Genomic DNA, 23,415 nt, shown 5'->3' with positions numbered 1-23,415 from the left:
TCCTGAGCTTGAGTAATGGCAAGGGCCGGCGGCGGACAGGCGAAGAGAAGAGATTGACGGATGACCTGCAGACGAGCGCAGGGAAGTCCGAAAGAAGAGCACCAAGAAAACAGCAGCGAAGCTCGCAACAGGCCCTTTGAGTAGCGACAGGGCGAAGCAAAAAGTTGGCATCGAGCTAGGCACTGCAAACGGAGAGACAAAAACCATGTTCCGTTCAAGCCCCTTTGAAGCAACCGGTCCGATCACGGACTTCGATTCCATCAAGATTCAACTGGCCAGCCCCGAGAAGATCCGCTCGTGGTCGCATGGCGAGGTCACCAAGCCGGAGACCATCAACTACCGTACGTTCAAGCCTGAGCGTGACGGCCTTTTCTGCGCGCGGATCTTTGGACCGATCACCGACTGGGAGTGCCTGTGCGGCAAGTACAAGCGCATGAAGCACCGTGGCGTGATCTGCGACAAGTGCGGCGTTGAAGTGACGTTGAGCAAGGTTCGCCGTGAGCGGCTCGGTCATATCGAGCTGGCTTCGCCGTGCTCGCACGTATGGTTCTTCAAGGGCCTGCCTTCGCGTATCGGCCACCTGCTGGACATCTCGCTGCGCGAGCTCGAGGCTGTGCTGTACTTCGAGAGCTACGTTGTGGTCGATCCCGGCGACGCGCCTGTGAAGGAGCGCGAGGTGATCAAGGACGAGAACCGCTTCCGCGAGCTCGACCAGCAGTACCGGCCTTCGGGCTTCAAGGCGATGATGGGCGCTGAGGCCATCAAGGAGCTGTTGAAGCGCGTTGAGGTGCAGGAGCTTTCCATCGAGCTGCGCGAGCGCATGAAGACCGAGACCTCGCTGCAGAAGAAGCTGAAGTATGCCAAGCGGCTGAAGGTTGTTGAGGCGTTCAAGCGCTCGGACAATAAGCCGCAGTGGATGATCCTGGATGTGATCCCGGTGATCCCACCTGAGCTGCGCCCGCTGGTGCCGCTGGATGGTGGCCGCTTCGCGACGTCCGATCTGAACGATCTGTATCGCCGCGTGATCAACCGCAATAACCGCCTCAAGAAGCTCATGGATCTTCATGCTCCTGAGGTCATTGTGCGCAACGAAAAGCGCATGCTGCAGGAGGCTGTGGACGCGCTGTTCGATAACGGCCGCCGCGGCCGCGTGCTGCGCGGTGCGAACAACCGTCCGCTGAAGTCGCTCTCGGATACGCTGAAGGGCAAGCAGGGCCGGTTCCGTCAGAACCTGCTCGGCAAGCGCGTGGACTACTCGGGACGTTCGGTGATCGTGGTTGGTCCTGAACTGAAGCTGCACCAGTGCGGCCTGCCGAAGAAGATGGCGCTCGAGTTGTTCAAGCCGTTTATCTATCACCGCCTGGAGCAGACGGGCCACTGCACGACCATCAAGCAGGCCAAGGAGATGGTGGAGCAGCAGGAGTCGATCGTCTGGGACATTCTTGAAGAGGTCATCAAGGACCATCCTGTGCTGCTGAACCGCGCGCCGACGCTGCATCGTCTGGGTATCCAGGCGTTTGAGCCGGTGCTTGTGGAAGGCAAGGCCATCAAGATTCACCCGCTCGTCTGCACGGCGTTCAACGCCGACTTCGACGGTGACCAGATGGCGGTACACATTCCGCTGAGCCCCGAGGCGCAGATCGAGGCTTCGGTGCTGATGCTGGCATCGCACAACATCCTCTCGCCGGCGAGCGGCAACCCGATCACGGTGCCGACGCAGGATCTCGTGCTGGGTCTGTACTACCTGACCAAGGCAAAGGTTGCGGCGAAGGGCGAAGGCCGCACATTCGCCAACATCGATGAAGTGCTGATGGCGCTCGAGGCCAAGCAGGTGGAGACGCTGACGCCGATCCGTCTGCGCTACACCGGCCCCGTGCTCGACATGACCGTTGCGTATGACGATCAGGACATCCTGCACACGGAGGCTGTCGAGTTCAACAAGCAGTTCATCAGCACGACCGTGGGCCGCGCGATTTTGAACGATTCGCTGCCCGAGGGCATGCCGTATGTGAACGGCCTAATGAAGAAGAAGGGCATCGGACAGCTGATCAACTACCTGTACCTGAACCTCGGGCTCGAGGTGACGGTGCATGCGCTGGACAAGATCAAGGAACTGGGCTTCCAGTACGCGACGCGTTCGGGACTCTCGGTTGGCCTGGATGACATGGTCATTCCCGATTCGAAGTACACCGTGGTGCATGAGGCTGAGAAGCAGGTCATTGCGATGCAGCAGCAGTACCTGGATGGCTCGATCACGAACCTGGAGCGGTCGAACAAGGTGACGCAGATGTGGTCCGGTGTGACCGAGCGCGTGGCCGACGACATGTTCAACAACATGAAGCGCGCGGACAAGGAAGGGACCATGAACCCGATCTACATCATGGCCGACTCCGGTGCGCGTGGTTCGAAGCAGCAGATTCGTCAGCTGAGCGGTATGCGCGGACTGATGGCCAAGCCTTCGGGCGAGATCATCGAGACGCCGATCACGGCGAACTTCCGTGAAGGCCTCACCGTTCTGCAGTACTTCATCTCGACGCACGGCGCTCGTAAGGGGCTTGCGGATACGGCGCTGAAGACGGCGGACTCGGGCTACCTGACTCGCCGCCTGGTCGACGTAGCGCAGGACGTGATCATCTCGGAGCTGGATTGCGGCACGGTGGAAGGCATCTATGTGATGCCGATCATCGAGGCCGGCGAGACGATCGAGCCGCTGCGTGACCGCATCATCGGCCGCGTGTCGCTCGAAAAGCTGAAGGACTTCGAGGGCAAGGTCATCGTCGATGTGAACGAAGAGATCGACGAGGAGAAGGCAAGCGCGGTGCAGGCTGCCGGTATCGAGAAGGTGAAGATCCGCTCGGTGCTGACCTGCGAGTCGAAGCGCGGATGCTGCATCCTTTGCTACGGCCGCAACCTGGGCTCGGGCAAGATGGTCGAGATGGGCGAGGCCGTGGGTGTGATCGCGGCGCAGTCGATCGGCGAGCCGGGCACGCAGCTGACGATGCGTACGTTCCACGTGGGTGGTACAGCGTCGCGTGCGGCTGAGTCCTCGCACCTTGAGGCGAAGAACGATGGCAAGGTGGTGTTCATCAACCTTGTGACCGTTCGCTCGAAGGAAGGCGGACTCGTGGCCTTCAACCGTAATGGTTCAATCGCGATCATCGATGCGAAGGGCCGTGAGAAGGAGCGCTACTCGATCGTGTACGGCGCGAAGCTGAAGGTGGAGGACGGACAGGCGGTGAAGCTCGGCGATGTGATCGGCGAGTGGGACCCGTACACGTTCTCGATCCTGACGGAGATCGCCGGTACGGTGCAGTTCAAGGACCTGCAGGAAGGTCTGACGCTGAACGAAGAGATCGACGAAGTGACCGGGCTTTCGCGCCTTGTCGTCGCCGACTCCTCGGATGAGAAGCGTCAGCCGACGATCATCATCAAGAGTGCGAAGGGCAACAAGCGGTACCTGATGCCTTCGCGTGCTCACCTGATGGTGCAGGATGGCGACGAGGTCACGCCGGGCGATGTGCTGGCGAAGATCCCGCGCGAGACGACCCGCACCAAGGACATCACGGGCGGTCTGCCGCGCGTGGTTGAGCTGTTCGAGGCACGCAAGCCGCGTGATCCGGCGATCATCTCGAAGATCGACGGTGTGGTTCGCTTTGGCGATGTCAGCAAGGGCCAGCGCAAGGTGTACGTGACCGCGGACAACGGGCAGGAAGAGGAGTACAGCGTGCCTCGCGGTGTGTACATCAACGTGCAGGAAGGCGAGCGTCTGCGCGCCGGCGATGCACTGATCGATGGACCGCGTAATCCTCACGACATCCTTGAGGTGCTGGGCGAGCGCGAGCTGCAGATGTACCTGGTGAACGAGATCCAGGAAGTCTACCGGCTGCAGGGCGTGTCGATCTCGGACAAGCACATCGAGACGATCGTTCGGCAGATGCTGCGTTGGGTGAAGGTGGAAGAGGTCGGCGATACGAGCTTCCTGCTCGAGCAGCAGATCGACCGCTTCCGTTTCAACGCAGAGAACCAGCGCGTGCTGATCGAAGGTGGCCGTCCGGCCATCGGACGTCCGCTGCTGCTGGGCATCACGAAGGCGTCCCTGTCGACCGACAGCTTCATCTCGGCGGCGAGCTTCCAGGAGACGACGCGTGTGCTGACCGAGGCTTCCATCAACGGCTCGGTGGATACGCTGCGCGGTCTGAAGGAGAACGTGATCGTGGGTCGCCTGATCCCTGCCGGTACCGGCATGGAGTACTACCGCAACGTTCAGCTCTCTCCAGAGCTGGAAGAGGCGGCAGCGCAGGTGCAGCAGGAGGTCACTGCGGCGATCGAAGCCGAAGAGCGCGAACTGGAACAGATGCGCATGGAAGGCGAGCAGGAAGAGATGGCCGCCGAGTAAGTGCTGGGCGCACGGCCACACGCGCTTCGCACAAAGGCAAACAGCAAGGGCAGACTCGAAAGAGTCTGCCCTTGCTGTTTGCCGTTACACTTTTGCCATGCGAACCTTTTCTGCTCGAGAGACGGAGTGGCTGCAGGAGCTGGATGGCATTGAGCTGGCCGGGTTCTGGCAGCGGGCGATTGCGTTTGGCGTCGACTCGATCGTGCTGACGATTCTGTTTAGCGTGCTTGCGACGCTGTTTGGAATGGGCTATCTCGAAGTGCTGCATCTGCGTGGGAAGCCTGTGCCGGGCGTGACGGAGCTGCTGCATCGTCAGGGCAACAGCAAGAACTTTAACTTCAAGATCGGTGAGGACGCGAGCGGTAGCAAGGACAATGTCGAACTGGAGAAGCTCGAGCATAACGAGCTGCTAAAGATTGTGAACGATGTTGCCATTCCGATTCTCTACTTCGGCATTTTGCTGTGGCACGGAAAGGGCAGGACACCGGGCAAGCGGCTGACGAAGATCCGCGTTGTCTCGGTGATGCATCGACACCTGAGCTTCTGGCATTGCGTGGAGCGGGCGCTGGGGTATGGCGCGGCAGCGCTGGAGGGTGGATTCGGGTTCGTGCAGTTCTTTATCCACCCATACCGGAGGTGCGCGCAGGACCGGCTGGCAGAGACGATTGTGGTGACGGAGCGCAGTTACCAGGCGCTGCAGCACAGGCTTTCGCATCCGCTGATTCCTGATGGTGCGTTGAATCCGCCGCCGGATACGATTTAGCCGAGAGTGCCGCAAAGTACGAAGCCGCCAGGGACCTGAGTCTCTGGCGGCTATCGTTTATGGCTAAGGTCGCTGTGATGGTTGGCTGTTGGGCATTATTGGCTCTTCCGTTGGGTCGCTCTCCGGTGCGCACCGAAGGAGCTTCGTTTGCGGATTCTCTTTGGATCACCGCTCGACTCGCGTCTTGCGGCGGGGCCTCCGATTTGCCTCCGGGCTGCCCTCCAGCTTGCGCCTTTGGGTCAGCTTCTTCGGCTTTGCCTGCGGTCAACTTCCGTCCGTTGTCTTCCCTGTTTCTCCAGCGATACCAAAGGGCGGCTTCCGGCTTTCGCCTGTCGCTCATCCCTTCGGCGGTGCCAGTGATTCAAATCCGACTCACTGCTCGCTCAACCGATGAAGGGACATTAGGCTTCGCCAACCTGTGCGGGCAAGTGCAAAACTGGGGCGTTCTGTGGAAGGTCGTGAGGCGTTCTTTCAGGCGGCTCCGCAGGAGCCGCGGATGATGAGCTCGACGGGGAGTGTGGTGACTTTGGCTGGCTTGGGGCGTGTTTCGTTGAGGCGCGTGAAGAGGACTTCGGCTGCGGTGCGGCCGAGGAGCTCTTCGGGCTGGCGGACGACGGTGATGCCGGGAGTGATGAGGTCGGCGGTCTCGAAGTCGTCGAAGCCGACGAGCGCGATGGGTGATGGGGGATGGATGCACATCGACTGCAGGCTGTGCAGCACGTGGCGCGTGGTGAGGTTGTTGGCGCAGAAGAGCGCGGTGGGCGGTCTGCGTGAGGCGAGGAGTTTCTTGATGGCGATGAGAGTATCTGGAAGGTTGCGTGTGACGTGGATGGGCTCGGGACGCAGGCGGGAGGCGGCCATCGCGGCGGTGTAGCCCTTGTGACGCATCTTCATGGTGTAGAGGTCGTCGGAGAGACCGATGTAGGCGATACGTTTGTGGCCGAGCTTGATGAGGTGTTCGGTGCCGATGCAGGCGCCGCGTTCGTTTTCGACGAGGAGGCTGTCGAACTTAGCGCCGGCGATGGGGCGGTCGAGGGTGACGATGGGAAGGTCCTTGAACTCGGGCGCGAGGAGCGGTGACCTGCCGGATGTGGGTTGTGCAGGGATGATGATGAGGCCTTCGACGTTACGGCCTAACATGCGGCTGACTTCGTCGCGCTCGGTCTGCAGGTCTTCGTTGGAGGTGGAGAGGACGACGGAGTAGGAACGCTGACGGGCAGCGGTGCTGATGGCATTCGCGCAGATGGCGAAGAAGGGGTCGGAGAGATAGGGGACGAGGATGCCGATCTGGCGGGAGCGGCGGGCGCGGAGGGAACGCGCGACCTCGTTGGGCTGGTAGCGAAGCTCGGCGATGGCGTCGTTGACGCGCTTGCGCATGGCGTCGGTGACGTTGGGGGTGTCGTTGAGCACGCGCGAGACGGTCATGGTGCTGACGCCAGCGAGCCTGGCGACGTCGCGCATACGCACTGTTGCAGCCATGAATCGTTCTCCTTCAACGCCATGAGATGGGCGTGTTGCGTTGTCAGTTGTGAGGGCTACCCCTCAGCGTAACAGGTTCTGCTCAGAGGTGAAGGTGGGTGCGGGCAGACCGTCGGCGTTGTAGAGCCAACCGGTGACGACGCCCATCCAGCCGTAGCGCACGTAGACCGGCTTGCTGATGGAGGGCGCGGAGACGACGATGGTGTCGCCTTCGATCTTCGCTTCGGCGGGAATGAAGTGGTGGTCGGCACCGGCGATCTCAAAGCCGTTGAGCGGGGAGCCGTGCGTGGAGAGGCCGTCGGCGTGATCGAACCAGACGCGGAGTGAGATCCTGCCGTCGGAGGAGAGCTCGGTGGTGGCCTGGCGGAAGAGCGGGCCGCTGTCGGGGATGTGTTCGCCGTAGGCGAGGTCGCGTGCGCCGAGGACGAGGCGGGCGGCGACGGTCTGCTTGTCGGGGGGATGCACGTTGCCGGCGAGGCCGATATCGAGCGTGGTCGCCATGGCAGTGTTGGCGACGGCCAGGGTGCGGCGCTGCGCATCGCGGACGGTGCCCCAGTCTTCGCTGGGAGAGTTGAAGCTGGAGATCTGGACGTAGAGGAATGGAAGGTTGCCCTGGGCGAAGTGGGCGCGCCAGTCGCCGATGAGAGCGCTGAAGAGGCTGCCGTAGTAGGGGGCGCGGTCGAGCGCGGAGTTAGTCTCGCCCTGATACCAGAGGAAGCCCCTAATGGTGAGCGGCGTGAGCGGGGCGATCATGCCGTTGTAGAGGCTGGCGGGGAACCAGGAGTCTCCAAACGGGTGCCAGGGGTGCGTGGGCGCGGGTTTGCCGGCAGCTTTGGCTGCGGCGTCGGCCTGTTTTTCGGCGGCGATGGTGGCGTCGAGGTCGGTCTGCTCGTTGGCGAAGCGGGCGCGGCTGGCGAAGGCGGGGAGCAGCGCGGGGTCGGTGCCGAGGGTGTCGAGGCTGGTCCAGGAGTCGGCGGGTGTGCCGCCCCAGGTGGAGTCGATGAGTCCGATGGGGACGTCTTCGTGAGCGGCGATGGCGCGGCCGAAGAAGTAGGCGACGGCAGAGAAGTCCTTGGCAGTTTCAGGGGTGCAGAGCTTCCAGGTGCCGGAGACATCGTTGACGGGGAAGTCGGAGGTCTTGTGGTCGACGCGGAGGAGACGGAGCTTAGGGTTGTTGGCGGCGGCGATCTCGTGCGCCATGTCTTTGAGCGGCGCACCGGTGAAGCCGGCGAGCGGGAACTCCATGTTGCTTTGTCCGGAGGCGAGCCAGACGTCGCCGACGAGGAGATCGGTGAGGGTCTTCTCGGGGCCGTCGCCGGAGAGGGTGAGGGTGTAGGGGCCGCCGGCGTGCTCGGGGGTGAGATAGAGGTTGAACTGGCCGAGGTCGTTGGCTACAGCGAGGACTGTTTGGCCGTGGAAGTGTGCGGTGAGGTGCGCGCCGGGCGTGGCCCAGCCCCAGATGTGGATTGGGCGGTCGCGCTGCAGGACGGCGTGGTCGGAGAGCGCGTTGGGGAGGCGGAGTTCAGCGTGGAGGGTGGGGACGGCGGCGAAGCAGAGGGCGGCGGCGAGGACAGCGAGACGCATTGGAACGATCTCCCAGGTTTGTTGGACCGTGCAAGTTTCGGCGTGATAACGGTATCACCGTCGCTGGAGGCTTGCTACTGCGATGGGCGATCTCAGCGGTTCATTCGCCGTTTGCTTGTTTGGCAGCTGCGAGAAGAGCGTGGAGGTCAAGTGGACGGGTGAACATGGCGATGCTGCCGCTGGCTTCGTGGGGCCAGTCGGATCTGGGGCGGTCCCAGTAGAGCTCGACGCCGTTGTTATCGGGGTCGCGGAGGTAGAGAGCTTCGCTGACACCGTGGTCGGCGGCGCCGTCGAGCTGGATCTTCGCGTGGATAAGACGCTGGAGCGCGTTGCCGAGCTCGGCGCGGGTGGGGTAGAGGATGGCGAGGTGGTAGAGGCCGGTGGAGCCGGGCGGCGGTGGCTGGCCGCCGAGGCTCTCCCAGGTGTTGATGCCGATGTGATGGTGGTAGCCGCCCGCAGAGAGGAACGCGGCGGAGTTGCCCATGCGCTGTGTGATCTCGAAGCCGAGGACGCCGTGGTAGAAGGCGAGGGCGCGGTCGAGGTCGGCGACGCGGAGGTGGACGTGGCCGATGCGGACGTCGGGGTGGAGAGCGGTGTCGGGCATAGAAGCAGATTCCCTTCGGGAATGACAACAAGAAAAGCAACTACAAAAAATGCAACTGCGAGCAAACAAATGCAACTGCGAGCAAACGTCAGGGCTTGGGCAGGGCGCAGCAGTCGCCGGCGGCAGGGACGTCGTCGGCGCTGGCGTCGAGGGCGACCTTCCACTGGCCTTTCACTTTCTTCCAGACGGTGATGTAGCGGCCGGAGAGAGAGACGGGCTGGCCGTTCTTGTCTTTGGCGGTTGAGGTGTAGTGTCCCCAGGTGAAGCCGGAGAGCGAGTTGGGGCCCATCTGGGCGCCTTCGGCGTACCAGGTGAGCTGGTAGTCCACGGGGTTCCAGGTGGCGACGGCGGCGATCGCGTCGCGTCCGCGGACGGGAGGCTTGCCGTTGGAGAGGGTGATGCCGTCGTCGGCGAACCAGGAGGCGAAGGCCTTGCCGCCGCCTTTGGCGACGGCGTCAGAGAACTCGCCTTCGAGCTTGATGAGCTCGAGCTCGCCGGGGGTGATGGTGGGCATGGTGAGCGGGCTGAGCGTTGGGCCCTTGCTGAGTGGGTCCGCGGACGGCGGGTTGATGCCGGACAGCTGCGTGGGGGACTGGGCTGCGGCGAGCGGTGCGAGTAAAAGCGTTGCGGCGACGAGCGGGAGGGAGCGGAGCAGCTTGCTGGCCATGCGACTCATGGGTGAGATTGTACGTGGTTGCAGGATCATCCAGCGGCGTGGGCTGGTATCCTTCGCTGCATGACGCATGTGTTTTGGATAGTGGTGCGGTGCGCGGTGGTGCTTGCGCTGGCGGCGTTTGCATGGCGGCGGCGGAGCCTGACGCCGTGGATCTTTGTGGCGATGGTGGCGGGCGCGGAGCTGGGGCTCGATGCGCCGAGAGTGGCGGTGGAGCTGCGGGTGTTTTCGGACATCTTTCTGCGGCTGATCAAGACGATCGTTGCTCCGCTGATCCTGTCGACGCTGGTGGTGGGGATTGCAGGGCATGGCGACCTGAAGAGCGTAGGGAGGATCGGCGTGAAGGCGCTGGTGTACTTCGAGGTGGTGACGACGCTGGCGCTGGCGATTGGGCTGATCGCGATCAACGTGAGCAAAGCCGGTGTTGGCGTTGTGTTGACGGGGGCGCCGGTGGTGCAGAGTGCCGTGGTTGCTCCGACGCGGTGGGACGAGTTTCTGCTGCACATCTTTCCGGAGAACATTGCGAAGAGCATTGCGGAGGGGCAGATTCTGCAGGTGGCGGTGTTTGCGGTGTTCTTCGGGATTGCGCTGTCGTTGTTGAGTGCGGAGAAGCGTGCGCCGATCGTGACCCTGCTGGAGAGCCTGAGCGAAGTGATGTTCAAGTTCACGAACATCGTGATGTATCTATCGCCGCTGGCAGTGGCGGGGGCGATGGCCTATACCGTGGGGCACAGCGGGCTGGGTGTGCTGGTGAACCTGGGCAAGCTGTTGCTGACGCTGTATGGCTCGCTGGTGGCGTTTGGTGTGCTGGTGCTGGTGCCGGTGATGCTGGTGTTCCGGGTGCCGGTACGGCGGTTCCTGAAAGCGGTGGCGGAGCCGGCGACGATTGCGTTTGCGACCTCGACGAGCGAAGCTGCGCTACCAAGTGCGATGGAGCAGATGGAGGCGCTGGGTGTGCCGCGGAGGATTGTGGCGTTCGTGATTCCGGCGGGGTACAGCTTCAATCTCGATGGGTCGACGCTGTACCTGGCGATTGCGAGTGTTTTTGTGGCGCAGGCCGGGGGCATCCATCTGACGATTGGCGAGCAGCTGACGATGATGGTGACACTGATGCTGACGAGCAAGGGCATCGCTGGGGTTCCGCGGGCGATGCTGGTGGTGCTACTGGCGACGGCGTCGACGTTCCATCTTCCGCTGGAGCCGGTGGCGATGATCCTTGGCGTCGATGTGCTGATGGATATGGCGCGGACGACGGTGAACGTGGTGGGGAACTGCCTGGCGAGCGCGGTGGTGGCGAAGTGGGAGGGGACGTTTGGGACTGAGCCTCCGAGTGAGGTGGTGCTGGAGGGTGCGGAGGTGTAGCACCCTCCCTGGTTTTGGGGCTATGATCCGCAGCGGATTGGAGTTAGGCTCGTAACCGGTTTGGTGGTTACCTGGCTTCGGTTGAGGAAGAGCTTTAAAGGAGAAGACCCCGCCTGGGCGGGGTCTTTGCTTCTTTTATTGTAATTGGCTTGTCAAGGGGTACGCTCGCGCTTCGCGCATCGCTGCGGTAAAAGCGTTCACGCAAAGGGCGCAAAGGAAAGGCCCGCAAAGGACGCAAAGGAAAACAGGCAACTACTGTGGGCAGGGGTTGTCGGTGTTGTTAGGGTTGGGGTGGGCGGGGTGGTTGGGGGATTGGGGTGGCAGTGTGTCCATGGTGCAGGGCTGGGCCTGGCCGTTGGAGGGTGAAGAGCCAAGGCCGGGGCCGGGGCTGTGGGGCTCGTGATGGGGTTCGCTGGGGAGGATGCCGGTGGTGTGCATCCAGAAGGTGGCGAGATGAGTCCAGTGCTCCTCGGGTGTGTGCGATGGGTCGATGCCGAAGCCGTGGCCGCCGGTGGCGAAGTAGTGGAGCTCGGCGGGGACGTGGGCGTCCATGAGGGCGCGGTAGTAGACGAGGGCGTTGCGGCCGTAGTTCTTGTCGTTTTCAGCCTGGATGAGGAAGGTTGGCGGGGTGAACTTGTTGGGGGTGTAGACGGAATCGAGCTCGGTTTCAGCAGGCGGAACAGCGAGGTAGGCCGGGTAGCCGATGATGGCGAAGGCGGGCTTGGCCGGGCGCGGTGTGCCGTTGATGGTGGGGACGTCGGGTGCGGCGGGAGTGGAGAGGACGTGGACGTCGTCGGGGTGCGTGCTGAGGAGGACGGCGAGGTTGCCGCCAGCGGAGAAGCCGATGACGCCGATGCGTTCGGCGTTGATGTGCCACTCGGCGGCGTGGGCGCGGGCGAGACGCATGGCCTGCTGCGCGTCTTCGAGGTCGGAGGGATCGGCGGGGTAGTGGCCGGCAGCTCCGGTGGGCTGGGGGACGCGGTACTTGACGAGGAGGCAGGTGACGCCGATGTGGTTGAGCCAGTCGCAGGTGTCGGTGCCTTCGCCGTTCCAGGCGAGACGGACGTAGCCGCCGCCGGGGAAGACGAGCGCGGCGACGCCGGTGTTGTTGCTGGGAGGCGCCGGGTAGACGCTGATGGTCGGAACGGTGACGTTGGTGAGCCGCTGGGAGCGCTTGCCGTTGAAGAGCGCGTCGGTGGGCTTGGTGGTGTCGATCTCGGGTTCGGTGGTCTGTGGCGGCTCGGGCGTGGCGTGAGGCCAGAGCGGAAGGATGGTGGCCTGGGCGTGGGCGGCCGGAACGAGCGTGGCTGTGGCAAGCGTGGCGGCGAAGAAGAAAGCGGTGAGTGCAAGGCCCCGGTTTTTCATGTGGGACATCCTAAGCGCAAATGAGTGTGGGGGCAATGTGGGTGGTGCAAGGATGTGTTCGTCCCCAGCATTTGAGCTGGTCTGAACGAAACGCAGATTCCCTACGGGAATGACAAACAAGAAAATATGACAATGACAAATAAGAAAAGAGGCGCGTGAGAGGATGGAGGCCATGCGGATGCGTGTGCTGCAGGGGGATGTGGCGAAGGGGTTTGTGGTGCCGAAGTAGATGGCTCCGGGGCTAAAGCCCTCCTTTCACTTTGGCTCTATGAGACCCGACGCTGAGGTGTGAGGGTACCTGGATGTGACGCGCCGGTAATCCAGGGGCGGATGAAATTCGTCTTCTTAGTCAAAGGAGTGCACGCATCACGGTTTGATTGCGCGAAAGTGCTGTGCATACGCGGGCGTACGGTGATTGATACACTGGTTTGATGGCGCTGTGCGCGCGGTTATGGCGCAATGCGACAGGCTGGGATTGGAACGAATGAGTGAGTTACTTTGAGCGAGTATTTGGGCAGGATTAAATCGCCGGCGGATATAAAGAAGCTGGGGATGGTTGAGCTGGAACGGCTGGCTGAGGAGATTCGCGAGCGGCTGATTCAGGGCGTCGCGAAGACCGGCGGACACATTGGGCCGAACCTCGGCGTGGTCGAGCTGACCATCGCGATGCACTATGTGTTCGATACACCGCAGGACAGCTTTGTGTTCGATGTGAGCCACCAGTGCTATGTGCATAAGCTGCTGACGGGACGCGAGGAACGGTTTGAGACGATCCGGCAGCCGGGTGGGCTGAATGGCTTTATGCTGCGCACGGAAAGTGAGCATGACAGCTTTGGGGCCGGTCATGCGGGGACGGCGCTGAGTGCGGCGCTGGGCATGGCTGTCGCCCGCGATATGAGCGACGGCAACGAGAAGATCGTTGCCTTGTGCGGCGATGCGGCATTTACGAACGGGATCAGTTTTGAGGCGCTGAACAACATCGCGCAGACAAAGCAGATGCTGGTGATCCTGAACGACAATGAGTGGTCGATCGACAAGAATGTGGGGCGATTGCGGAGTACTTCCACAAGATTGCGACCAACCCGACGTATGTGAATCTGCATGACCGCGCGACGGGGCTGCTGGAAAAGTTCGGCGGCAAGGCGGCGCTGCATATCGCGAAGAAGGCGGAAGAGGCGGCCAAGGGCATTGTGGGCCGTGGCATGATCTTCGAGGAGTTTGGGCTGGAGTACTACGGGCCGGTGGATGGGCATAACCTGCCGGCTCTGATTGAGACGTTCAAGTTTTTGAAGAACGTGAACAAGCCCGTGGTGCTACATGCGTTGACACAGAAGGGTCGCGGCTTTCAGCCGGCGATGGAGCAGCAGAAGAAGTTTCATGGGCTGGGCGCGTTCGATCCGGAGACGGGAGCTACGAAACCGGCGGCGCAGAAGACGTACTCGGAGATTTTTGCGGAGAGCTTGACGAAGCTCGCGGATACGAACGACAAGGTGGTTGCGATTACGGCGGCGATGCCGAATGGGACGGCGCTCGATCTGTTCCGGCCGCACCATCCGACGCGGTACTTCGATGTGGGCATCGCGGAAGAACATGCCGTGTTGTTTGCTGCCGGGATGGCGACGAAGGGATACAGGCCGTTCTGCGCGATCTACTCGACGTTTTTGCAGCGGGCGTTTGACCAGATTGTGCATGATGTGGCGCTGCAGGAGCTGCCGGTAGTGTTCTGCATGGACCGCGGCGGGCTGAGCGGCGATGATGGGCCGACGCATCATGGGCTGTTCGATATCAGCTATCTGCGTGGGGTTCCGAACCTGATCCACATGAGCCCGAAGGATGAGGATGAGCTGCAGGACATGATGTACACGGCGCTGCAGCATGAGGGCCGAGCGCGATACGGTATCCGCGTGGGACGGGGCCGGGCGTGGCGCTGAAGGCGCAGCCGGTGGCGCTGGAAATTGGCCGTGCTGAGGTGCTGCAGGACGGCAGCGATGTCGCGATCTTTGCGCTGGGCAATATGGTGGCCGAAGGGCAGCGGCTGGCGAAGCTGCTCGCAGCAGAAGGGCAGAGTGTTGCGCTGGTGAATGCGCGCTTTGCGAAGCCTCTGGATGAGGAGTGCGTGACGCGGTATGCGCGGCGGTGCGGTGTGGTGGTGACGATGGAGGACCATGTGCTCGCGGGCGGGTTTGGGTCTGTGGTGCTGGAGTGCCTGAGCACGGCGGAGATGGAGATACCAGTCGTGCGGGTGGGATGGCCGGACCAGTTCATCGAGCATGGCAAGCCGGAGGCGCTGCGCGCGAAGTATGGCGTGACGGCGGAGGCTGCGTTGGAGAGAGTAAGACCGCATCTGAAGAGGGCGGTGGGAGTTTAAGTGCAGGGAATAGGGAGTAGGGAATAGGGAGTAGAAGAAGCGGCGGCCACGTGAAGGGTCGTCCTCTTGTTTTTGCGATGGTGAAGCTGGTGCTGGAATGAGGTTGAGGGTGGGGAATAACGTTCTGTGAGGGGTTGGCGTCTTATGGAAGACCTGACGATGGGGTGAGGTAGTACGTTGGGAACCTGCAGGCGCTGGTAACGTTGACAAAGCGGAGAGAGGTCTCTTGAATCGGTTGCAGGGGATTGAGGGACTTGAGCTATCCACATATATTGCCGGCGGAGATGGGTTGCGAGATGACGGTGAAAGATGAACTCGCGCGGCTGGGTAGCCGCGAGGACCATGCGCAGGGGCTTCTGTTGGTGGGACTGTTCAAGCTGACGAAGTTTGTGTTTTTTGCTGCCGTGGGCGTGGGCGCGCTGCACCTGATCCACAAGAACCTGGGTGACGAGGTGCTGCGGCTGACGGAGGCGCTGCGGCTGGGGCCGGAGAGCCATGTGGCGTCGTTCCTGATGGACAAGGCCGATTTGATCGATCATCACCAGTTGAGGCAGGCGAGTCTGTTTGCGTTTTTGTACTCGGCGCTGTGCCTGATTGAGGGCATAGGGCTGATGATGCGGCGGGTGTGGGCGGAGTACTTTACCGTGACGCTGACGGTGCTGGGGCTGCCGTGGGAGGCCTTTGAGCTGGTGAAGCGGGCGTCGTGGCTGAAGGTGGGAGTGATGGCGGTGAATGTGGTGGTGCTGCTGTATCTGCTGTGGGTGCTGAAGCGGAAGCGGGAGTTCGAGGGGCAAGTAAATGTGGCAGGACAAGCAAACCTCAGGGGCTAAAGCCCGCGTTTTCTCATGAGCTGTGAGACCCGACGCTGAAGCGCCGGGGTACCGGTTTGCGGGGTGTGCCGTCCATCGTGGGTAGTTAGAGGGTGAGGGATGTGATCGACGCTATTTGTGATTTCGCCTGCCACTTTCGCTTTTTCATCGCTTATCAGAAGCTGGAGCGGCTGGCAATTGAGCAGATAGGGACGACTCACAGGCGGCAACACTAGATATGGTGGTGTTCTCGCCCATACTATCTACAGGTTGGATTTTCCACATTCTCAGTGGAAAAAGGGTGCTAAGCGGTGAAGTTTTCGCTTGCAAGCCGGGACGATCCCGGCGATTCTGGGTGGGAGCTTGTGGGAGAAAGTGGTTGATTGTGGGTCGACGGACCCAAATCCCCCAAGCTGTAGTGATGGTACGGCAGCCAGGACAGAAAAGCGAGTCCCCGGCCAGGTACCCTCGGAGGTTTTTAAGGTGTTTCGCGGGAGCCACATTGCTCGGGTTGATGAGAAGGGGAGATTAAAAGTCCCCGCCGAGTTCAAGCGCCTGCTGGACGAGAAGTATGGAGCGACGTTTTTTATCACGAGCTTCGACGGTGAGCGGGCAGAGATTTTTCCGATGCAGGAGTGGGAGAAGATCGAGGCCGAGATGGCTACCCGGACGTCGAGCCCGCAGAAGGCGAAGTTCCTTGAAGTGACGAACTACTACGGCCAGGTGGTGGAGATGGATGGCCAGGGCCGGTTGTTACTGCCACAGAACCTGCGGGACAAAGCAGGGCTGGCAGGCGACCTGGCGGTGATGGGTTTGCAGACGAGGTTGTCTGCAGTGAACGACGAGCAGCAGGTTGCGCGGTTGAAGGCTGCTCCGCTGACGGGCGATGACTTTGCGGCACTGGCGATTCCGGGTGTGTAGGTAACCAGTTGCTGGATGTGTGGTACGGGCCCGAAAGATTCAGCTCCTGAGTGGAGCGCATGAGGCGGCAAGAGATGGCTGAACCGCAACATGTACCGGTTCTTTTAGAAGAAAGCTTGACGTATTTGAATGTGCGCCGGGGCGGCGTGGTTTGTGATGCGACGCTCGGATTCGCGGGCCACTCTTCTGCCATTGCGAAGAGGCTGGGGCCTGAGGGCAAGCTGATCGCGTTCGACCGCGATGAGCAGGCGATGGCGAGAGCGAAGGCGAGGCTCGCAGCGCTGGCCGAAGAGATTGGCAGCGAGATGCCGGTGGTTGAGTTTGTGCCACGGCCGTTCTCGGAGATTGCCGAGGTGATTGAGCCCGGTACGCTGGATGGGTTACTTGCGGACTTTGGCGTGAGCAGCATGCAGCTGGATGAGGCGCACAGAGGATTCAGTTTCCGGTCGGATGGACCGCTGGACATGCGGATGGATCCGCGCAGCGAGTTGACGGCCGAACAAGTGGTAAATCAGGCGGACGAAGAAGAGCTCGCAAACCTGATTTACGAATACGGAGAGGAAAGGAGGTCGCGGAGAATCGCCAGAGCAATTGTGCGGGCGCGGCCGGTAACGACGACAGCAGAGCTTGCTCGCATCGTTGCCGGCTGTGCCCCGCCAATCAAAGGCGAGAAGATCCATCCGGCGACGAGGACTTTCCAGGCGCTGCGTATTCGAGTGAATGATGAGCTGGGCGAGATTCAATCGCTGCTGAAGAGCGCGGGGTCTCTGTTGAAGCCGGAAGGTCGAGTGGTATTGATCAGCTTCCACTCGCTGGAAGACCGGCTGGTGAAGGACAAGTTTAAAGAGGCGGCGAAGGACGGGAGCCTCGAGGTGTTGACGAAGAAGCCGGTGGTGGCGAGCGAGCAAGAGTCGCTGAGGAACCCACGGTCAAGAAGCGCGAAGTTGCGGGCGGCGGAGAAGACCACAGGCCGGGACAAGAAAAACGTTCACGCAAAGTACGTGAAGTAAGCAAAGTTTCGCAAAGTAAGACGAAGGATTTGGAGATACGGCTATGGCGACGATGGTGATCGGACATGAGATGGAGATGCAGGGCCGCGTTGCCGTGCGTCCGGCGAGTGCGGTGCGGCGCGCGCAGAGCGTGGCCGAGAAGAACCGCGAACTGCTGGAACAGCAGCGTGCGTATCGCCGTGGGCCGACGCCGGAGATGTTCTTTGCGAAGTACATCGATAACACGCGGCTGAAGAAAGAGGACGACCCGGCGAGGCAGCGCGAGATGCGCCGTTTCACGGTGGTGATGGGCCTGTTCTTCATGCTGACGATGGTGTACGTGTGGCAGCACTTTTCGGCGATCGAGGTGGGCTACAACGTAGAGGCGCAGAAGCACCAGGTGCAACTGCTTCGCGAAGACAACCGCCAGCTGCAGCTGAGCGAGGCCGAGTTGAGCGATCCGGGACGGATTGATGCGCTGGCTCGGCAGCTGGGCATGCAGCAGCCGATGCCCGGACAGGTGGTACGTGAAGATGCGCGGCAGGATGGATCGGTGCTGGCGCAGGCGCACGTGCCGGCGATGGGGAGATAAGTTGAAAGCGGCAGCCGCATCGCTGCAGGTCTCTCCACTACGCCAAACGATGAAACTGTTTGGCTCCGGTCGAGATGACAAATCGGTGGGGCATTCCGCGAGATGACGAGCCTATAGGAAGTTCAAGATGAAGAAACCGCCGCGCAAGACACTGACCGCACCGATCCGCCGAGTGCGCTTTGTCTGGGTGGCGTTTTTCTTTTGCGTGTGGACGGTGGCGATTGGGTCGAGGCTGATGTGGCTGCAGGTGGTGCGGCACTCGGAGTTTTTAGAGCGCGCGCAGAGGCAGCAGCAGCGAACGTTTGAGGTGGCCCCGAGGCGCGGTGTGCTGTACGACCGCAACCTGCGCGAACTGGCGATGACGGTGCTGGTGGACAGCATCTATGCGGTGCCGAGCGAGCTGGGCGACAACAAGGCGAGCGATGCGCAGATTCTGGCGAAGATTGTGCATGTGGACCCGAAGGACCGGTTCACGAGCGAGCCACAGATTGAAGCGCGGCTGGATGCGCAGCGGAACTTTGCGTGGGTGGCGCGCAAGGTGGATGCCGACACGGCAAGCCGCGTGCGCGAGTTGAACCTGAAGGGAATCTACTTTCAGAAGGAGTTCAAACGCTTTTATCCGAATGGAGAAGAGGCGGCGCAGATGCTGGGGTATGTGGGCACTGACGATGACGGGCTCGGCGGGATGGAGCTGAAGTTCGATTCGGTGCTGCATGGACAGCCGGGGCATGTGCTGACGGCGATCGATGCCAAGCGGCATGTGATGGGATCTGAGGAGCGCGACCCGCAGCCGGGCGAGAACCTGGTGCTGACGATCGACTCGAACATACAGTACATGGCGGAGCGCGCGCTGGATGCGCAGATGGCGAAGGTAAAGGCGCTGCACGGCACGATCGTGGTGCAGGACCCGAATACGGGGCAAATCCTGGCGCTGGCGGTGAGCCCTCGGTTCAATCCGAATGATCGTCACCACATGGATGCGGAGTTGCTGACGAACCGCGCGGTGAGCGATGTGTATGAGCCGGGATCGACGTTCAAGCTGGTGACGTACTCGGCTGCGGTGGATGCGGCGGGTGTGGAGCCGACTGACATTGTCGACTGCCAGGGCGGGAGCATTAATTTGTATGGGCGCATTATCCATGACGACAAATCGGACATGGGGATGGGCAAGGTGACGGTGGAGCGCGCGCTGGAGAAGTCGAGCGACGTGGCGGCGGTGAAGCTGGCGCTGAAGCTGGGGCCGCAGAAGTTTTACGACTACATGAGGGCGTATGGGTTTGGTCAGCGCACGGGGATTGAGCTGCCGAGCGAGACGCGCGGTCTGCTGCGGCCGCCGAGACGGTGGAGTGCGACGAGCATTGGGTCGCTGGCGATTGGGCAGGAGGTGGGTGTGACGCCGGTGCAACTGGTGACGATGGTGTCGACGATTGCGAACGGTGGGATGTACCTGCCGCCGCATGTGCTGATGCAGGAGACGGATGAGCAGAAGGGCGATCCGAAGCTGAAGCCAGTGGCGTTTCATCCGGAGACGAGCCTGCCGATGCAACTGCCGGAGGGCGCGCATCGCGTGATCAGCGAGCGGAGCTCTGCGAAGATGCGGATGATGATGCAGGGGATTGTGCAGGAGGGCACGGGCACGCCGGCGCAGCTGAATGGCTATAGCTCGGCGGGCAAGACGGGTACGGCGCAGAAGTTCGACCGGGAGACGCACTCGTACTCGCACACGAAGCTGGTGGCGAGCTTTGCGGGGTTTGCGCCGGTGAACCATCCGGCGATCTCGGTGGCGGTGGTGATCGATACGCCGACGGTGGGAAGTTTGTATGGCACGACGGTGAGCGCGCCGGTGTTTCGCGAGGTGGCGCAGGAGGTGCTGGAGTACCTGGGGGTTCCGCATGACCAGCCGCTGAAGACGCAGCAGCAAATGATGCTGGCGGAGAAGACGACGGATGCGGACGATGTTCCCGATGAGCAGGTGGGGGACCTGACTGCGATGTTCGATGCGGTGAACAGTTTGCCGCCGGATGATCCTCTGCGTCAGCCTGCGAATGCAGCGGCGATGGCGGAGAATGCGCAGATGGATGCGGCGAAGGAACTGGCGAAGGAGAATGCGCCAGCTCCTCAGCATGGATGGTGGACGCTGCCCGACAAGGTGCTGACTGCGTTCCATGCGAACGGCGATACGACGTCGGTGATGCCGGATGCGGGCGAGGGTGCGCCAAAGGTCCAGCCGCCGGAGGTGCGTCCTGCAGTGCAGCAGAACAAGGATGCGGTGCTGGTGGATGCCGGCAAACGCGTGGCTGTGCCTGATTTCACAGGGCAGGCGCTGCGCGATGTGGTGGAGAACTCGGAGCGCGCAGGGCTGCATGTGCAGACGGTGGGGAGTGGTGTCGCGCATGACCAGGCGCCGGTGGCGGGGACGATGGTGCCGCTGGGAACGGCGGTGGTGGTGCGGTTTACGCGGTAAGGCAGGGGATAGTGGGTAGGGGATAGAGGATAGAGAAAAGTACGAGGCGGGTGGGCTAGGATCGTCACTATGAAGTGGAGCGAAGCGGTTGCGGCGGTGCGGACGGTGGAAGTCGCGGGGCGCGGCGATGTGGATGTGCGGGGCGTGCAGTATGACTCGCGGCGGGTGAGCGGTGGTGATGTGTTTGTTGCGATGCGCGGTGGGACTACGGATGGGAACCGGTATATCGACGCCGCGATTATGAAGGGGGCCGCGGCGGTAGTGACGGACTCGCGTGAGGTGTTTGACGAGCTGCGGGAGCGGCAGCCGGAGCTTGCGGTTGCACTGGTAGAGCACGGGCGGCGCGCGCTGGCTGAGGTGAGTGCGGAGGTCTTTGGACATCCTGAGCGGGTGTTGAAGCTGAGTGCGGTGACGGGGACGAATGGGAAGACGACGACGGCGTTTCTGCTGGAGCAGATGCTGCAGAGCGTGGGGCGGAAGTGCGTGCTGCTGGGGACGATTGAGACGCATGTTGCGGGCGTGGTGCGGGAGAGTGAACATACGACTCCGGAGAGCCGCGATGTGCTGGCGCTGTTTTATGAAGGGGTACGTGCGGGTTGCACGGAAGCTGTGATGGAGATGAGCAGCCATGCGCTGGACCAGGAGCGCGTGTGGGGGCTGCCGGTGGATGTGGCTATGTTCACGAACCTGACGCAGGACCATCTGGATTATCACGGGACGATGGAGCGGTATGCGGAGGCGAAGGCTCGGCTGTTTGCCGGTGCTGGTGCGCCGCCGCCGCAGGTGGCGGTGATCAACTGCGATGATCCGTATGAAGAGACGATGTGCCGGGAGTTCTGCGGTGAGACGTTGATGACCTATGGTGTGGATGAAGGCGATTGGCGTGCTGAGGAGATCGAGTTGGGCGCGGGGCTGACGCGGTTTGTGTGGAGGACGCCGCAGGGGGCTGTAAGGATAGAGTCGCCGCTGACGGGGCGCGTGAATGTGTACAACCTGATGGCGGCTGCGTGTGCGGCTTTTGCACGCGGGCTCACGATGAAGGAGATTGCGAAAGCCGCCGGGAGTTTGAAGCAGGTGCCGGGAAGGTTTGAGGTGGTGCCGGGGTCGCGGGAGGCAGGGTTTACGGTGGTGGTGGACTATGCGCATACGGATGATGCTTTGAAGAACCTGATTGCGCTGGCGCGCGATCTTGTGAAGGAGCAGCGCGGGCGTGTGATTACGGTGTTTGGATGCGGCGGCGATCGCGACCGGACGAAGCGGCCGAAGATGGGGCGTGTTGCGGCGAAGGGCAGTGATCTAGTGGTGGTGACGAGTGATAATCCTCGGAGCGAGGAGCCGATGGCGATTGTTGCGGAGGTGCTGGCTGGCGTTCGCGAGACCGATACGGCTTGTGTGGTGGAGGCTGATCGAGCGAAGGCGATTGAGATGGCGATCCGTGCTGCGGGGCCGGGAGATATTGTCCTGCTAGCGGGCAAGGGGCATGAGAAGGTGCAGATCTTTGCGGATGGTGCCGTCCCGTTTGATGATGTGGCCGAGGCCGCACGAGTGTTGAAGAGCGAGGTGCATGCGTGAAGCTGACGCTGGGGCAGATTGCGGATTGGACTCATGCTGAGGGCGTGTTCGATACGAGCGCGGAGGCGGTGGGGTACTCGATCGATTCGCGGACGATTGGTGCGGGTGAGCTGTTCTTTGCGGTGACAGGTGAACGTGTGGATGGGCATGAGTATGTGGAGGCGGCGCTGTCGGATGGCGCTGCCGCTGCCGTGGTGAGCATGCGCTGGCTGGCTCCGTCGACGATGGATGAGGCGAAGCTGCTACGTGTCCCTGATGGAGAAGAGTGCGTGCTGCGTGCGATGCAGAGGCTGGCGAACCGCGTGCGCAGGGCTTGGGGCGGCCGTGTGATCGGGGTGACGGGGTCGGCCGGGAAGACGACGACGAAGGAGTGCATTGCCGAGGTGCTGAGCACGAAGTACAAGGTGCTGAAGACCGAGGGGAATTTGAATAACCACTTTGGCGTTCCGTTGATGCTGCTGCGGCTGGAGCCGGAGCATGAGGTCGCCGTGCTGGAGATGGGGATGAACCATGCGGGCGAGATTACGGCGCTGACGAAGATTGCGGAGCCGGACTGGGCGGTGGTGTCGAATGTGGGGATGGCCCATGCGGAGTTCTTCAGCGATGGGATTGAAGGGATCGCTCGCGCGAAGAAGGAGCTTGTTGACGCGTTGCCGGAGGATGGGATTGCGTTTCTGAATGGCGATGATGAACGGGTGCGCGCGTTTGGCAAGGGGATGGGTGAGCGTGCGGTGTTCTATGGCACGAGTGAAGGCTGCGATGTGCGGGCGACGGATGTTGAGGACCACGGGTTCAATGGGACGGAGTTTCTGCTGGGCGAGGGCGGCGAATCGTTTCGGATGATTCTGCGCTTGCCGGGACGGCACAATGTTCTGAACGCACTTGCAGCGCTGGCGGTGGGGATGCGGAGCGAGGTGAGTGAACTGGAGGCGATTGGCGCGCTGGAGAGTATGCGGCCGACGGAGAAGCGCGGGAATGTGCTGCAGTGGAATGGCGCAGAGATTGTGAATGACACGTACAACTCGAACCCGACGGCGCTGAAGTCGATGATTGCGGCGCTGGCGCGGACGGAGGCGAAGCGGCGTGTGCTGGTTGCGGGCGAGATGCTGGAGCTGGGCGCGGAGGGCGTACGGCTGCATAAGGAGTGCGGTGAGGCCGTGGCGGATGCGGGTGTCGATGTGGTGATTGGCGTGCGTGGATTGGCGATGGAGATTGTGAAAGCTGCGCGGGCGCATGGAGTGGCTGCTGAGTTTATGGAGAGCCCTGAGGCCGCGGGTGAGTGGTTGAAAGAGAACCTGCGGGCGGGCGATGTGGTGCTGCTGAAGGCCTCGCGCGGGGTGCAGCTAGAGCGCGCGCTGGCCGCGCTGGAGCTATAGCAGCGGGAAACGTACAGAAGCAGATTCCCTACGGGAATGACAACAAGAAACGCACAATGTGCGCTGTAAGATTGGCATTGGGCTGCGCCGGCTGTCGC

The 23,415-nt window shown here is 62.0% G+C and carries 15 protein-coding genes and 1 pseudogene; 11 read left to right on the top strand and 5 right to left on the bottom strand.

The genetic code is table 11. The annotated features are described in order from the left end of the window. Positions 1-205: 205 nt before the first annotated feature. Positions 206-4,396 carry a DNA-directed RNA polymerase subunit beta' gene (gene rpoC / locus GOB94_RS05120; protein ID WP_182277798.1) on the top strand — a complete coding sequence of 1,397 codons (4,191 nt, stop codon included), beginning with the start codon at positions 206-208 and terminating at the stop codon, positions 4,394-4,396. A gap of 97 nt (positions 4,397-4,493) precedes the next feature. Continuing rightward, positions 4,494-5,159, top strand: a complete 666-nt coding sequence (locus GOB94_RS05115; RefSeq protein WP_182277797.1) for an RDD family protein — start codon at positions 4,494-4,496, stop codon at positions 5,157-5,159. Between the two features lie 471 nt (positions 5,160-5,630). On the opposite strand, the gene GOB94_RS05110 is transcribed toward GOB94_RS05115, so the two are convergent. The 4 genes from GOB94_RS05110 to GOB94_RS05095 form a co-directional block, all read right to left on the bottom strand. Next, on the bottom strand, positions 5,631-6,638 hold the full coding sequence (locus GOB94_RS05110; protein WP_182277796.1) for a LacI family DNA-binding transcriptional regulator: 1,008 nt from the start codon (positions 6,636-6,638) through the stop codon (positions 5,631-5,633). Positions 6,639-6,701: 63 nt separating this feature from the next. Further along, a complete protein-coding gene (locus GOB94_RS05105) occupies positions 6,702-8,222 on the bottom strand; it encodes a sialate O-acetylesterase (protein WP_182277795.1) in 1,521 nt (506 codons plus the stop codon). Positions 8,223-8,322: 100 nt separating this feature from the next. Beyond that, a complete protein-coding gene (locus GOB94_RS05100; protein WP_182277794.1) occupies positions 8,323-8,826 on the bottom strand; it encodes a VOC family protein in 504 nt (167 codons plus the stop codon). An 88-nt stretch (positions 8,827-8,914) separates the two neighbouring features. Next, positions 8,915-9,493 (bottom strand): nuclear transport factor 2 family protein, encoded by a 579-nt coding sequence (locus GOB94_RS05095; RefSeq protein WP_182277793.1) that lies wholly within the window; start codon positions 9,491-9,493, stop codon positions 8,915-8,917. 69 nt (positions 9,494-9,562) lie between these two features. Between GOB94_RS05095 and GOB94_RS05090 the strand changes: the two genes are divergently transcribed. Then, a complete protein-coding gene (locus tag GOB94_RS05090) occupies positions 9,563-10,861 on the top strand; it encodes a cation:dicarboxylase symporter family transporter (protein WP_182277792.1) in 1,299 nt (432 codons plus the stop codon). 252 nt (positions 10,862-11,113) lie between these two features. Here GOB94_RS05090 and GOB94_RS05085 read toward each other — a convergent pair whose 3' ends face one another. Continuing rightward, entirely contained in the window at positions 11,114-12,226 is a 1,113-nt protein-coding gene (locus GOB94_RS05085; protein ID WP_182277791.1) for an alpha/beta hydrolase, read from the bottom strand. Between the two features lie 552 nt (positions 12,227-12,778). On the opposite strand from GOB94_RS05085, the pseudogene dxs reads away from it, so the two are divergent. The 8 genes and pseudogenes from dxs to murF all read left to right on the top strand — a co-directional run bounded on the left by dxs (position 12,779) and on the right by murF (position 23,317). Beyond that, a pseudogene (gene dxs / locus GOB94_RS05080) lies at positions 12,779-14,594 on the top strand (1-deoxy-D-xylulose-5-phosphate synthase). A 296-nt stretch (positions 14,595-14,890) separates the two neighbouring features. Further along, complete coding sequence (locus tag GOB94_RS05075; protein WP_255484247.1) at positions 14,891-15,424, top strand: DUF2127 domain-containing protein; 534 nt, start codon at positions 14,891-14,893, stop codon at positions 15,422-15,424. A gap of 462 nt (positions 15,425-15,886) precedes the next feature. Then, complete coding sequence (locus GOB94_RS05070; protein ID WP_182277790.1) at positions 15,887-16,324, top strand: division/cell wall cluster transcriptional repressor MraZ; 438 nt, start codon at positions 15,887-15,889, stop codon at positions 16,322-16,324. 74 nt (positions 16,325-16,398) lie between these two features. Further along, positions 16,399-17,334, top strand: a complete 936-nt coding sequence (gene rsmH, locus GOB94_RS05065) for a 16S rRNA (cytosine(1402)-N(4))-methyltransferase RsmH (RefSeq protein WP_182277789.1) — start codon at positions 16,399-16,401, stop codon at positions 17,332-17,334. 43 nt (positions 17,335-17,377) lie between these two features. After that, positions 17,378-17,905 carry a cell division protein FtsL gene (locus tag GOB94_RS05060; RefSeq protein WP_182277788.1) on the top strand — a complete coding sequence of 176 codons (528 nt, stop codon included), beginning with the start codon at positions 17,378-17,380 and terminating at the stop codon, positions 17,903-17,905. A 127-nt stretch (positions 17,906-18,032) separates the two neighbouring features. Next, positions 18,033-20,369 carry a penicillin-binding protein gene (locus tag GOB94_RS05055; protein WP_182277787.1) on the top strand — a complete coding sequence of 779 codons (2,337 nt, stop codon included), beginning with the start codon at positions 18,033-18,035 and terminating at the stop codon, positions 20,367-20,369. Between the two features lie 69 nt (positions 20,370-20,438). Beyond that, positions 20,439-21,941: a UDP-N-acetylmuramoyl-L-alanyl-D-glutamate--2,6-diaminopimelate ligase gene (locus tag GOB94_RS05050; RefSeq protein WP_182277786.1), complete on the top strand. Its 1,503-nt coding sequence runs from the start codon at positions 20,439-20,441 to the stop codon at positions 21,939-21,941. Beyond that, positions 21,938-23,317, top strand: a complete 1,380-nt coding sequence (gene murF / locus GOB94_RS05045; RefSeq protein ID WP_182277785.1) for a UDP-N-acetylmuramoyl-tripeptide--D-alanyl-D-alanine ligase — start codon at positions 21,938-21,940, stop codon at positions 23,315-23,317. The genes GOB94_RS05050 and murF overlap by 4 nt, the downstream gene beginning before the upstream one ends. The last annotated feature ends 98 nt before the right edge of the window (positions 23,318-23,415 follow it).

It is taken from the genome of Granulicella sp. 5B5, from assembly GCF_014083945.1.
Taxonomy (GTDB): Bacteria; Acidobacteriota; Terriglobia; order Terriglobales; family Acidobacteriaceae; genus Granulicella.
The sequence above is the reverse complement of the archived record's forward strand: the minus strand, read 5'-3'. Positions and strand labels throughout refer to the sequence as shown.

Coding starts and splice junctions, on each gene's coding strand:
- rpoC (WP_182277798.1), top strand. CDS start 206: ATGTTCCGTTCAAGCCCCTTTGAAGCAACCGGTCCGATCACGGACTTC.
- GOB94_RS05115 (WP_182277797.1), top strand. CDS start 4,494: ATGCGAACCTTTTCTGCTCGAGAGACGGAGTGGCTGCAGGAGCTGGAT.
- GOB94_RS05110 (WP_182277796.1), bottom strand. CDS start 6,638: ATGGCTGCAACAGTGCGTATGCGCGACGTCGCCAGGCTCGCTGGCGTC.
- GOB94_RS05105 (WP_182277795.1), bottom strand. CDS start 8,222: ATGCGTCTCGCTGTCCTCGCCGCCGCCCTCTGCTTCGCCGCCGTCCCC.
- GOB94_RS05100 (WP_182277794.1), bottom strand. CDS start 8,826: ATGCCCGACACCGCTCTCCACCCCGACGTCCGCATCGGCCACGTCCAC.
- GOB94_RS05095 (WP_182277793.1), bottom strand. CDS start 9,493: ATGGCCAGCAAGCTGCTCCGCTCCCTCCCGCTCGTCGCCGCAACGCTT.
- GOB94_RS05090 (WP_182277792.1), top strand. CDS start 9,563: ATGACGCATGTGTTTTGGATAGTGGTGCGGTGCGCGGTGGTGCTTGCG.
- GOB94_RS05085 (WP_182277791.1), bottom strand. CDS start 12,226: ATGAAAAACCGGGGCCTTGCACTCACCGCTTTCTTCTTCGCCGCCACG.
- GOB94_RS05075 (WP_255484247.1), top strand. CDS start 14,891: ATGACGGTGAAAGATGAACTCGCGCGGCTGGGTAGCCGCGAGGACCAT.
- rsmH (WP_182277789.1), top strand. CDS start 16,399: ATGGCTGAACCGCAACATGTACCGGTTCTTTTAGAAGAAAGCTTGACG.
- GOB94_RS05060 (WP_182277788.1), top strand. CDS start 17,378: ATGGCGACGATGGTGATCGGACATGAGATGGAGATGCAGGGCCGCGTT.
- GOB94_RS05055 (WP_182277787.1), top strand. CDS start 18,033: ATGAAGAAACCGCCGCGCAAGACACTGACCGCACCGATCCGCCGAGTG.
- GOB94_RS05050 (WP_182277786.1), top strand. CDS start 20,439: ATGAAGTGGAGCGAAGCGGTTGCGGCGGTGCGGACGGTGGAAGTCGCG.